Origin of the sequence: Clostridium mobile, assembly GCF_018918285.1 — a bacterium.
Classification (GTDB): Bacteria; Bacillota; Clostridia; order Clostridiales; family Clostridiaceae; genus Clostridium_AW; species Clostridium_AW mobile.
In genome coordinates, this window is record NZ_JAHLQF010000005.1 from 144,528 (window position 1) to 156,699 (window position 12,172).

General features: G+C 29.2%; 12 protein-coding genes and 1 rRNA gene. 8 read left to right on the top strand and 5 right to left on the bottom strand.

The annotated features are described in order from the left end of the window. Nucleotides 1–243 precede the first annotated feature (243 nt). Genes jag through rpmH form a run of 5 tightly spaced genes read right to left on the bottom strand, consistent with a single transcriptional unit; the run spans nucleotide 244 to nucleotide 2,302 of the window. Nucleotides 244–870 carry an RNA-binding cell elongation regulator Jag/EloR gene (gene jag, locus KQI86_RS19035; RefSeq protein WP_216441001.1) on the bottom strand — a complete coding sequence of 209 codons (627 nt, stop codon included), beginning with the start codon at nucleotides 868–870 and terminating at the stop codon, nucleotides 244–246. Between the two features lie 14 nt (nucleotides 871–884). Beyond that, on the bottom strand, nucleotides 885–1,550 hold the full coding sequence (locus KQI86_RS19040; protein WP_216441002.1) for a membrane protein insertase YidC: 666 nt from the start codon (nucleotides 1,548–1,550) through the stop codon (nucleotides 885–887). Between the two features lie 18 nt (nucleotides 1,551–1,568). Then, on the bottom strand, nucleotides 1,569–1,778 hold the full coding sequence (gene yidD, locus KQI86_RS19045) for a membrane protein insertion efficiency factor YidD (RefSeq protein ID WP_216441003.1): 210 nt from the start codon (nucleotides 1,776–1,778) through the stop codon (nucleotides 1,569–1,571). Continuing rightward, nucleotides 1,775–2,113 (bottom strand): ribonuclease P protein component, encoded by a 339-nt coding sequence (gene rnpA / locus KQI86_RS19050; protein ID WP_216441004.1) that lies wholly within the window; start codon nucleotides 2,111–2,113, stop codon nucleotides 1,775–1,777. Before rnpA ends, yidD begins: the two co-directional genes overlap by 4 nt. Before the next feature lie 54 nt (nucleotides 2,114–2,167). Then, complete coding sequence (gene rpmH / locus KQI86_RS20555) at nucleotides 2,168–2,302, bottom strand: 50S ribosomal protein L34 (RefSeq protein ID WP_216441005.1); 135 nt, start codon at nucleotides 2,300–2,302, stop codon at nucleotides 2,168–2,170. A 486-nt stretch (nucleotides 2,303–2,788) separates the two neighbouring features. Between rpmH and dnaA the strand changes: the two genes are divergently transcribed. The 8 genes from dnaA to KQI86_RS19095 all read left to right on the top strand — a co-directional run. After that, nucleotides 2,789–4,150, top strand: coding sequence for a chromosomal replication initiator protein DnaA (gene dnaA / locus KQI86_RS19060; RefSeq protein WP_216441006.1), 1,362 nt, complete (start codon nucleotides 2,789–2,791; stop codon nucleotides 4,148–4,150). 265 nt (nucleotides 4,151–4,415) lie between these two features. Beyond that, nucleotides 4,416–5,519, top strand: a complete 1,104-nt coding sequence (gene dnaN / locus KQI86_RS19065) for a DNA polymerase III subunit beta (protein WP_216441007.1) — start codon at nucleotides 4,416–4,418, stop codon at nucleotides 5,517–5,519. A 15-nt stretch (nucleotides 5,520–5,534) separates the two neighbouring features. Then, a complete protein-coding gene (locus KQI86_RS19070) occupies nucleotides 5,535–5,741 on the top strand; it encodes an RNA-binding S4 domain-containing protein (protein WP_216441008.1) in 207 nt (68 codons plus the stop codon). Nucleotides 5,742–5,848: 107 nt separating this feature from the next. Then, entirely contained in the window at nucleotides 5,849–6,952 is a 1,104-nt protein-coding gene (gene recF / locus KQI86_RS19075; protein ID WP_216441009.1) for a DNA replication/repair protein RecF, read from the top strand. Nucleotides 6,953–6,970: 18 nt separating this feature from the next. Then, nucleotides 6,971–7,234: an extracellular matrix regulator RemB gene (remB, locus tag KQI86_RS19080; RefSeq protein WP_216441010.1), complete on the top strand. Its 264-nt coding sequence runs from the start codon at nucleotides 6,971–6,973 to the stop codon at nucleotides 7,232–7,234. A gap of 17 nt (nucleotides 7,235–7,251) precedes the next feature. Further along, complete coding sequence (gyrB, locus tag KQI86_RS19085) at nucleotides 7,252–9,168, top strand: DNA topoisomerase (ATP-hydrolyzing) subunit B (protein WP_216441011.1); 1,917 nt, start codon at nucleotides 7,252–7,254, stop codon at nucleotides 9,166–9,168. Nucleotides 9,169–9,188: 20 nt separating this feature from the next. Next, nucleotides 9,189–11,672, top strand: coding sequence for a DNA gyrase subunit A (gene gyrA / locus KQI86_RS19090; protein WP_216441012.1), 2,484 nt, complete (start codon nucleotides 9,189–9,191; stop codon nucleotides 11,670–11,672). A 403-nt stretch (nucleotides 11,673–12,075) separates the two neighbouring features. After that, nucleotides 12,076–12,172, top strand: a 16S ribosomal RNA gene (locus KQI86_RS19095); the annotation flags it as partial.

Genomic DNA, 12,172 nt, shown 5'->3' on the forward strand with positions numbered 1-12,172 from the left:
TCAACTAAAATTTTCTTATATGAAATACTTACTTTAGCTGAATCTTAGAAAACTATCCAGCAGCTTAACAGAACTTATCTCCCACCTAATCAGTGGTCTAAAACTTTTGATTTTGCGCGAATAGCTTACTTCTCGTAATAGAGAAATCTCATTTTATATAGATGGGAATACTAGAACTGCTTATCTATGAGATAAATTAAATTTTATCGGCTATAATTTAAAAAATTTAAAAAGAAAGCCACTTTAGGCTTTCTTTAAATCAACAATAACTCTTCTGTAAGGTTCTTCACCTTCACTATATGTCTTAACATAAGGGTCATTTTGCAATACTGAATGAATTATTCTTCTTTCATAAGGATTCATAGGTTCTAACTTAACAGTTCTTCCTGTTCTTTTTGCCTTATTTGCTATTTTAAAAGCAAGTCTTTTAAGAGTTTCTTCTCTTTTTTGCCTATAATTTTCAGTATCTAAAATAACTCTTTTATATTCTGAATCTTGATCTTTGTTTATTATTAAACTAACTAAATATTGAAGAGAATCTAAAGTCTCTCCCCTATAACCTATAAGTACACCCATGTCTGGACCAGTCATAGATATTTTTAAAGAGTCTTCTTCATCTTTTACTCTAATTTCAGCCTGTATCCCCATAGACAATAATACTTCTCTTAAGAAGTTTTTAGCTTCATATTCATAATCTCTTTTAACTATAACTCTTACTTTAGCAGGTCTTGCTCCAATAAGTTTAAATAAACCTCTACTACCTTCATCTAGTATTTCTACATCAACTTTATCTCTAGTTAGATTTAGTTCCTTTAAAGCAGAACTTATAGCATCTTCAACGGTCTTACCTACCATATCCAAAGTTTTCATACCGTAAGCACCCCCTAGGCATCTTTTTCTGCCATATGTTTTTCTTCTAACTTCTTAGTAATTACTGATTGAGCTGTTTGTATTATATTACTTGCCACCCAATATAGTCCTAAAGCAGCTTTTATTCTAAACGTTATGAAAATCATCATTAAAGACATACTTAAATTCATTGTGCTAGCTTGCTTTGCTTGAGGATTATCTCCAGGTGGATTCATTATTAATCCTGAATAATACTGTGTTGCTCCAGATAGAACAGCAAGAACTATATCTGGCTTACTTAAATCTTTTATCCATAAAAAAGAAACTCCATTAATTCCTTGTATATTATTAAACACATAATACAAAGCTATTAGTATAGGCCATTGTAATAATAAGGGTAAACAACCTCCAAAAGGACTTACTCCTTTATCTTTATACATTTTCATAATTTCTTGTTGAGCCCTTTGAGGATCATTTTTATATTTATCTTGAATCTTTTTCATTTCTGGCTGCATTTTATTCATTCTTATACTTGATCTTATTGACTTTACGTTAAGTGGCATAAGCAATAACTTTATTATCAACGTAAATAATATTATTGCTAAACCATAAGAAAAATTAGGATTTGTAATCACAGAGTTAACTAAGTTATGTATAAAAACAAAGCACTCAACCAAAAAGTTATTTAAATAAGTAGTCATCCTAAACCTCCAGATACTTTATTTAACGGGGTCATACCCACCTTTACTAAAAGGATTACATCTTAATATTCTTATAATAGCCATAAAAGTACCTTTTAAAGCTCCATATTTATTAATCGCATCCAATGCATATTGTGAACAAGTCGGATAATATTTACAACAAGGTCTTTTTAGAGGTGATAGATTATTTCTATAAAAATTAATTAAATATACTAAAAATCTTTTCAATTATTTAATATACCTGCCCTTTTAAATAGATTTATTAATGAATTTTCTATTTGCCTATAACTTTTATTTTTTGCATTAGTTCTTGCTATAACAACTAAGTCATAACCTTGCTTTATTCTACTACTGTTAAGCCTATATGTTTCTTTTATTAACCTTCTTGTTCTATTCCTTACTACACTCTTGCCGACTTTCTTACTTACTGAAACACCTAATCTATTGAAATTATTCTTTCCATTTCTATGTGTATATAACACAAGTAGATCATTGGAAATAGATCTTCCCCTTCTGTAAACAACCCTAAACTCAGCATTTTTTCTTAACTTATATTTTTTCATATTGAAAACTCCTTTTTTCTGCAGTTGCAGAAAAAGGCCACAATAATAGCGGCCTTAAGCTGTCAATCTTTTTCTACCTTTTTGTCTTCTACTCTTCAGAATTCTTCTTCCTGATGAAGTTTTCATTCTCTTTCTGAAACCGTGTTCTTTCTTTCTCTGTCTCTTTTTTGGTTGGTATGTCATAAACATGCAAACTACACCCCCTTTATACTAATTATAATGTATAGCAAATAACTTACTATCAGTTTATAGTTTTACTATTAAATTATATATTCATGACCCTTCAATGTCAAGAAAAAGGCTACTGTTAATATTTAAAAATATTTTTTGTGGATAACTTCTTGAAACCATGTATCTGTTCTGATATTATTATAAAAGACATGTTGATAACTTCATATTCAAAAAAAGTTATCAACAGCTGTTGATAACTTTGTGTATAACTTGTTGTTTTTTTATTTATACTCTTATTTTAACCTATTTTTTCTTTATTATTTACATATTAATAATGTTAAAAACTTTTATCAACACCTGTAGATAATTAATTATATCCAATAAATATTAACTTTATTATGAACATGTGAATAATTTTATTAACATTTGTCAAGAAATTAAGATAGTCTTTTATTTATGTATATAAATTGTTAATTATTATAAATTTGAACTGGAGGATAAAAAATGAGTATCCAATTAAATGATATTTGGGAAAAAACCTTAAATATTATTAAGGGTGAACTTACCGAAGTAAGTTTTAACACCTGGATTAAAAGTATTACTCCATTAAAACTAGAAAATGATACTGTATATCTATGTGTTCCAAATGATTTTACGAGAGGAATATTAAATAGTAGATATAAGGAGTTAATAGTTAATGGATTAAAATTAATTACTTCAAAAAAATATAATATTGAATTCTACATTACATCTGAAGAAGCTACAGCAGACACTAGTAATAATAAAGAAGAAAATCTAGAAATAAAAAAAGGTACTAATATAGTAGTAAATGATGAAATGTCTACTATGTTAAATCCTAAATATACTTTTGATTCTTTTGTTATAGGTAATAGTAATAGATTTGCTCATGCTGCATCCTTAGCAGTTGCCGAAGCTCCTGCTAAAGCATACAATCCTCTGTTTATATATGGAGGAGTTGGACTTGGAAAAACCCACTTAATGCATGCTATAGGTCATTATGTTTTACAAAATAATTCAAAGTCAAAGGTAGTATACGTTTCTTCTGAAAAATTTACAAATGAATTGATAAATTCGATAAAAGATGATAAAAACGTTGAATTTAGAAATAAATATAGAAATGTAGATATTTTACTAATTGACGATATTCAGTTTATTGCTGGAAAAGAGCGTACTCAAGAAGAATTCTTCCATACTTTCAATGCTCTTTATGAAGCAAATAAACAAATTATATTATCTAGTGATAGACCCCCAAAAGAAATTCCTACTTTAGAAGATAGATTGCGTTCTAGATTTGAATGGGGACTTATCGCTGATATACAAGCACCTGATTTTGAAACAAGAATGGCAATATTAAAGAAAAAAGCTGATGTTGAACATTTAAATATACCAAACGAAGTAATGGTGTATATAGCAACTAAAATCAAATCTAATATAAGAGAACTAGAAGGAGCTTTAATTAGAATTGTGGCTTTCTCTTCACTAACTAATAAAGAAATCAGTGTTGATCTAGCATCAGAAGCATTAAAAGATATCATTTCTAATAAACATTCAAAACAGGTAACGATTGAACTTATTCAAGATATAGTAGCAAGTTATTTCAGTTTAAGAGTAGAAGATTTCAAATCTGCAAGAAGAACAAGAAATGTAGCTTTCCCAAGACAAATAGCAATGTATCTTTGTAGAAAGCTTACCGATACTTCTTTACCTAAAATAGGAGAAGAATTTGGTGGTAGAGATCATACTACAGTAATACATGCATACGAAAAAATATCTACCAGCTTAAAGGAAGATGAATCCCTTCAAAACGCAATAGGAGACTTAACGAAAAAAATTAATCAAAAATAATCAACATCTGTTTATAATAACCCTTTAACAGATTGTTGATTATAAAAAAATATTTTTTTCAACTTTATAATGTGGATAAATGTATAGGATTTATAGATACTTATCCACAATTATTTTGTACATTATTCCCTAGAGATTTCAATGGTTTTAGGGGTTATTAACATATTCACAGCCCCTACTACTATTACTACTAAATTAATTCTTAATATCTTCTCTATACTATACTAAAAATAACATGTGGATTATTTTTGAGGAGGTCCCATTTATGAAATTTGTTTGTGAAAAAAATATATTGAGTGAAGCTATATCTATAGCTCAAAAAGCAGTTACAGGGAAATCAACAATGCAAATACTTCAAGGTATACTTATTAACGTAGAAAAGGATAGTATAAAATTTACTGGCTCTGATATAGATTTAAGTATTGAAACTAAAACAAAAGCAGAAGTTTTTGAAGAGGGTTCCTTTGTTGTTGATTCTAAGATATTTGGAGAAATTATAAGAAAACTTCCAAATGATAAAATAGAAATATATTCAAAAGAAAATAACACTATTGATATAATATGCCAAAAATCTAAATTTAATTTAATACATATGAATGCAACGGATTTTCCAGAGTTACCTAAAATCAATGAAAATATCATATTTTCTATTTCACAAAAAATATTAAAAAATATGATAAGAGCAGTGATATTTGCTACTGCACAAGAAGAAACTAGGCCAATTTTAACTGGTGTTTTATTTGAAGTAAAAGATAAAAAACTAAATTTAGTTGCCTTAGATGGATATAGATTGGCACTAAAAACTGAATATATAGATAATGAAAATAATATTAGTGCAGTTATTCCTGGAAAAACTTTAAATGAAGTTTCAAAAATATTAGAAGAAAGTGATGAAGTTGTAAACATTACTTTTACACCTAATCACATATTATTTAGCATTGGAGAGACAAAAATAATTTCAAGACTTTTAGAAGGAGAATTTATTAAATATAATTCAATAATTCCTGAAGAATATAATTTAAAAGTTATTGCTAAAAGATCTGATTTATTAAACTGTATAGAAAGAGCATCTCTAATGGCTAAAGACGGAAATACAAGTTTGATTAAATTTAACATAGAAGATGATACTATGGTGATAACTTCGAATTCTCAATTGGGAATGGTTAGAGAAGAGTTTGGCATAATATTGCAAGGGCAGTCATTGCAAATTGCATTTAACTCAAAATATCTTATAGATGTATTGAAAATAATGGATGAAAATGAAATAGTTATGGAGTTATCTAGCAGTATCACTCCATGCATAATAAAAAATAAAGATATAGATAATTGTACTTATTTAATTTTACCTGTTAGATTATTAAACAATTAAGGAGAAATTGGTATTATGAAAGAAGTAGAAATAACTACAGAGATAATAAAACTAGATTCTTTTCTAAAATGGTCAGGTATAGTTGTTAATGGATCTGACGCAAAGATAATAATTAGTGAAGGAATGGTTAAAGTAAATGGTGAGGTAGAAACCAGAAGAGGAAGAAAAATAACTAAAGGTGATAAAATAGAAATCGAAAATGAATGTTATATTGTAGTTTAGAGCCTATTAGTGCACAATGTATATCTTAAAATAATCTTCTATACATTGTGCATACTAATTTGTGGAATATTTATATTATGATATAATAATTATTAAAAGGTGTTTTTATGTATGTTAAATATTTGCAATTAATCAATTTTAGAAATTATAAGGAATTATTTATTGAGCTAAGTAAAAATGTAAATGTATTTATTGGAGATAATGCTCAAGGTAAAACCAATATTCTTGAAAGTATTTATTATTCTAGTATAGGCAGATCTCATAGAACCAACAAAGATAAAGAAATGATCAATTGGAATGCACAAAATGCCTATATACAACTTTATGTAGCTAATCAAAGACTAGATAAAAAAATTGAAATTAAAATATTTAAAGAAGGCAAAAAAGGAATTAACGTAAATACAATAAAAATTAATAAAATAAATGATCTTTTTAAAATACTCAATGTAGTTATGTTTTCACCAGAAGATTTAAAAGTGGTAAAAGAATCTCCCTCTTATAGGAGAAAGTTTTTAGATATTGAATTATGTAAATTAAATGAAAAATATTATTATAATTTAGTTCAATATAATAAAGTATTAAACGAGAGAAATGCATTATTAAAGAAAAATGATGAGAATAATAAAAATATTATAGATGTATATGATAAGCAATTATCAAAATATGGTAGTTATTTAATTAAGTCAAGAGAAAATTACGTAAATGAAATGAATTTTATTGGCAATAATATACATAGGGATATAACATCTGCAAAAGAAAACATTAAATTTGAATATATCTCTACAATTTCTCTAAAGGGAAATATAGAAAATGATTTTTATAATGGTTTAGTGAAAAATAGAAAAAATGATTTTGAAAAAAAGATAACCTCAATAGGGCCGCATAGAGAGGACTTTAGTATAAAAATAAATGATATAGATGTTAGAAGCTTTGGATCGCAAGGACAGCAAAGGACATCTATTTTAACTATTAAATTTTCCTCACTCCAAATCATTAAAAATTTAACTGGTGAATATCCTGTATTGCTATTAGATGATGTTCTTTCAGAACTTGATTCTAAGAGGCAAAAATATATTTTAAAATCAATTAAGGATATTCAGACCATAATAACTTGTACGGGATTAGAACATATAGAAAATTATATAGATGACAATGGAAAAATATTTAAAGTGGCTAATGGAAACTGTATTGAGTATAAAAGATATAAATAATAAAGAGGAGGAATTTTTGTGTTTTTACATTTGGGAGAAAATGTAGTTGTTCCTTTGAAAGACGTAATAGGAATTTTCGATATAGAAAAATCTATGTATAGTTCAGATACTATGCAATTTTTAAGGTTGGCTGAAGAAGATGGATTTGTAGAAAGAATAACTAAAGAAAAGCCGAAATCGTTTATAATAGCAGAGGTAAATAAAAAAAGCAAAATATATTTATCACCGATTTCATCTGCAACATTAGCTAAAAGAACTCAAGTAGTATACTATGAACCTTAAATTTAAGGAGGATAAATATGTTAGAAGAAAAGAATCAACAAAATTATGATGAAAGTCAGATACAGGTATTAGAAGGGTTAGAAGCAGTTAGAAAAAGACCAGGGATGTATATAGGAAGCACTAGTTTAAGAGGTCTTCATCATCTTGTATATGAAATAGTTGATAATAGTATAGACGAAGCATTAGCTGGATATTGTGACAAGATAGATATAATTATCAATGAGGATAATTCAATGACTATCAAAGACAATGGCAGGGGGATGCCTGTAGGAATGCATCCTAAAATGAACAAACCTACAGTAGAAGTTATAATGACAATTCTACATGCTGGTGGAAAATTTGGAGGAGAAGGATATAAAGTTTCAGGAGGACTTCATGGTGTTGGAGCTTCTGTAGTTAATGCTCTTTCAGAAGTTTGCGAAGTTCAAGTAGCTAGAGATGGATACCTATGGAGACAAATATATGAAAGAGGGGTAGCTGTAACTGGGCTAGAAAAAATCGGTGAAACAGAGGAACATGGAACTACAACATATTTTAAACCTGATTCAGAAATATTTGAGGAGTTAGATTTTGATTATGACACATTAGCTCAAAGACTCAGAGAGCTAGCTTTTTTAAATAAGGGAATTAAGATAGTACTAAATGATAAAAGAATAGATAAAAAAGAAGAGTTTCATTATGAAGGAGGTATAAAATCCTTCGTTTCTTACTTAAACAGAAATAAAGTAGCACTTCATACAGAGCCTATTTACATAGAAGGTAAAAGAGATGATTGCTCCGTTGAAATAGCTTTACAATATAATGATGGATATAATGAAAATATATTTGCCTTTGCAAATAACATTGATACTATGGAAGGTGGAACACATTTAGCAGGTTTTAAAGCAGCCCTTACAAGAGTGTTAAACGATTATGCTAAGAAGTTTGGACATTTAAAAGAAAATGATAAAAACTTATCTGGTGATGATATTAGAGAAGGACTAACTGCTGTAATATCAGTAAAGCTAACTAACCCTCAATTCGAAGGACAGACTAAAACAAAGCTTGGTAATAGTGAAGTAAGAGGAATAGTAGATAGTGTACTAGGAGAAGGTGTAGGAAATTTCTTAGAAGAGAATCCTAATGTAGGAAAAATAATTATAGATAAAGGTTTGATGGCATCTAGAGCAAGAGAAGCAGCAAGAAAGGCAAGAGAGTTAACTAGAAGAAAGTCAGTTTTAGAAAGTAACGCACTACCTGGAAAATTGGCAGATTGCTCATCAAAGGATCCAAAGGAATGCGAAATCTATATAGTAGAAGGTGACTCTGCGGGAGGTTCTGCAAAGCAGGGAAGAGATAGAAGATTCCAGGCTATACTGCCATTACGTGGTAAAATCATGAATGTTGAAAAGCAAAGATTAGATAAAATATTAAATTCAGAAACAATAAGATCCATGATAACTGCCTTTGGTGCAGGGATAGGTAAGGATTTTGATTTAGAGAAAATAAGATATCATCGAATAATTATAATGACAGACGCAGACGTAGATGGAGCACATATTAGAACTCTTCTACTTACGTTCTTCTATAGATATATGAGAGAATTAATAGAGCAAGGACATGTGTATATAGCTCAACCACCACTATATAAGATAGCTAAAAATAAAAAAGAGCAATATGTTTATTCTGATAAAGAGCTAGAACAAAGATTAGAGGAAATGGGTGGAAGAGATAATAACACACAAATTCAAAGATATAAAGGTTTAGGAGAAATGAATGCAGAACAGCTCTGGGAAACAACTATGAATCCAGAACATAGAGTTTTACTGAGAGCTACAGTTGAAGATGCAATGGCTGCTGATGAAATATTTACTATACTTATGGGGGATAAGGTTGAGCCTCGTAGGGAATTTATTCAGGAGAATGCTAAGAAAGTTATAAACCTTGATATATAAGGTGGAAGGTGTGAAATTGGATGTACAATGAAGGAAAAGTTTTGGAAATTGATATAAAGCAAGAGATGAAAAAATGCTACATTGACTATGCAATGAGTGTTATCGTTGGTCGTGCTCTTCCAGATGTTAGAGATGGCTTAAAACCAGTACATAGAAGAATACTTTATTCTATGTACGAACTAGGATTAGCACCAGAAAAATCTTATAGAAAATGTGCTAGAATCGTAGGGGATGTTTTAGGTAAATATCATCCTCATGGAGATAGCTCAGTTTATGATGCTCTTGTTAGAATGGCACAGGATTTTTCAATTAGATACACTCTAGTGGATGGACACGGAAACTTTGGTTCTGTAGATGGAGATTCAGCAGCGGCTATGAGATATACAGAAGCTAAGATGAGTAAAATTGCAGTAGAAATGTTAAGAGATATAAACAAAGAAACTGTTGATTTTGCTCCAAACTTTGATGGATCAGAAAAAGAACCAGTAGTAATACCATCAAGGTTTCCGAACCTATTAGTTAATGGTTCTTCAGGTATAGCTGTAGGTATGGCTACAAACATACCTCCACACAACTTAAATGAAGTTATAGATGGAATAAGCATGATAATTGACAATTCTGAAGTTACTATTCATGAGCTTATGACTAGAATAAAGGGACCAGATTTTCCTACAGCAGGTACAATTATAGGTACTAGTGGCATAAGGGAAGCTTATGAAACAGGTAGAGGTAAAATAATTGTAAGAGCAAAGGCAGATATTGAAGAAGAAAAGAATAGACATAGAATTATAGTTACAGAACTACCTTATCAAGTAAATAAAGCTAAACTTATTGAAAACATGGCTGAATTAGTAAAAGATAAAAAAATAGAGGGAATATCAGATATTAGGGATGAATCCGATAGAGAGGGAATGAGAATAGTTATAGAAATAAAAAGAGATTCAAATCCTAATGTTGTTTTAAATCAGTTATATAAGCATACAAAAATGCAAGATACTTTTGGAGTTATAATGTTATCTTTAGTAGATAATGAGCCACAGGTATTAAATTTAAAACAAATGCTTGTATATTATCTAGACTTCCAAAAAGAAATAATTAGAAGAAGAACTCAATTTGAATTAGATAAAGCATTAGCACGTGCACATATTTTAGAAGGTCTTAGAATTGCTCTTGATCATATTGATGAAGTTATAAATTTAATAAGATCATCTAAAAATGCAGAAGAAGCAAGAAATGGCTTAATGAATAGATTTGGGTTAACGGAAAAACAAGCTCAAGCTATATTGGATATGAGACTTCAAAGATTAACTGGGTTAGAAAGAGATAAAATTGAAGATGAGTATAATGAATTAGTTAAGACTATATCTCATCTAAAAGAAATATTAGCTAATGAGCAATTGGTACTCGGTATAATAAAAGATGAGTTGAATGAAATAAAGAATAAATATGGCGATGAAAGAAGAACTTTAATAGAACAAAATATTGATGAAATAAACATTGAAGATTTAATACAAGAAGAAGATGTAGTAATTACTTTAACTCATTCAGGTTATATTAAGAGAATATCTGCCGATGCATACTCATCCCAAAAAAGAGGGGGAAAGGGTATACAGGCAGCCACAACTAAGGAAGATGACTTTATAAAGAGAGTATTTATTACTTCAACCCACAGTGATTTATTATTCTTTACTAATACAGGAAGAGTATATACTATTAAGGCGTACCAAATACCTGATGCAGGAAGAACTGCTAAAGGTACTAATATAATTAACTTAATACCTTTAAATCCAGATGAAAACATAAAAGAAGTAATAGCAATGAGGGAGAAAATTGATAAGGGTTATTTAATGATAGCTACCAAAGGTGGAATTATTAAAAAGACGCCAATAAAAGAATTCTCTTCTATTAGAAAAAATGGTTTAAACGCAATTACTTTAAGAGAAGATGATGAGTTATTGAAAGTTAAAGTAACAAGAGGAGACGCAGAAATATTAATAGTAACTCAAAATGGATACTCTATAAGATTTAGTGAAAAAGATATAAGACCTATGGGAAGAACTGCTACAGGAGTAAGAGCTATAAGCTTAAGAAATGGTGATATAGCAGTTAGTATGGATATACTTGTTGAAGATGAATATGTTTTAGTTGTAAGTAAGAATGGATTTGGAAAAAGAACTCCTGTTTCTGAATACACCCTACAAAATAGAGGTGGAAAGGGTATGTTAACTTATAAAGTAACAGAAAAGACAGGAAAATTAGCATCTGCTAGGGTAGTAAAAGATGGTGATGAATTAATGCTTATAAATAGCAGTAATACAGCTATAAGAATATGTGTATCAGATGTAAGTATAACTAGTAGAAGTGCTATGGGTGTAACGTTAATGAAAACTGATAAAGATGAAAAAATATTAGCTATAGCAAAAATAAGTGCTGAAGAAGATGATGATGATGAGAAAATTAATATAGAAGAAGAAGTAGTTAATACAGAAGAAGCAGAAGAATAATAAGAAGATAAAGGCTATCTAATGGGATTAAACTCATTAGATAGCTTCTATTTTTATATAAAATTATATCAACTTTGTCTAGCGTATCACTATGAGAAATATTAAGAAAAAATAAGATTTAAGGATTATTAATAATATAATTTCAGATAATGCAATATAATTAATATGCGAGAGAGAATAAATTTGATAAAATAACTTTTGTCGCTGCGAGATGAGTGACAAGCTAAGCAAACAAAATGATACTTAAATTTATAAAAAACGAAAAAAAATGTTGACAAAAATAAATTTAAGTGATAACATAAGGTAGTCGCGAATTTGCGGCAATGGTCTTTGAAAATTAAACAGAGGAATGAAACCAGTCGATTCTAAAGAGAATCAACGAATGAGCAAATGATTAAACTTATAAATTGAGAGTTTGATCCTGGCTCAGGACGAACGCTGGCGGCGTGCCTAACACATGCAAGTCGAGCGAGAGGAATCCCTTCGGGGATGAATCTAGC

Coding starts and splice junctions, on each gene's coding strand:
- jag (WP_216441001.1), bottom strand. CDS start 870: ATGAAAACTTTGGATATGGTAGGTAAGACCGTTGAAGATGCTATAAGT.
- KQI86_RS19040 (WP_216441002.1), bottom strand. CDS start 1,550: ATGACTACTTATTTAAATAACTTTTTGGTTGAGTGCTTTGTTTTTATA.
- rnpA (WP_216441004.1), bottom strand. CDS start 2,113: ATGAAAAAATATAAGTTAAGAAAAAATGCTGAGTTTAGGGTTGTTTAC.
- rpmH (WP_216441005.1), bottom strand. CDS start 2,302: ATGTTTATGACATACCAACCAAAAAAGAGACAGAGAAAGAAAGAACAC.
- dnaA (WP_216441006.1), top strand. CDS start 2,789: ATGAGTATCCAATTAAATGATATTTGGGAAAAAACCTTAAATATTATT.
- dnaN (WP_216441007.1), top strand. CDS start 4,416: ATGAAATTTGTTTGTGAAAAAAATATATTGAGTGAAGCTATATCTATA.
- KQI86_RS19070 (WP_216441008.1), top strand. CDS start 5,535: ATGAAAGAAGTAGAAATAACTACAGAGATAATAAAACTAGATTCTTTT.
- recF (WP_216441009.1), top strand. CDS start 5,849: ATGTATGTTAAATATTTGCAATTAATCAATTTTAGAAATTATAAGGAA.
- gyrB (WP_216441011.1), top strand. CDS start 7,252: ATGTTAGAAGAAAAGAATCAACAAAATTATGATGAAAGTCAGATACAG.
- gyrA (WP_216441012.1), top strand. CDS start 9,189: ATGTACAATGAAGGAAAAGTTTTGGAAATTGATATAAAGCAAGAGATG.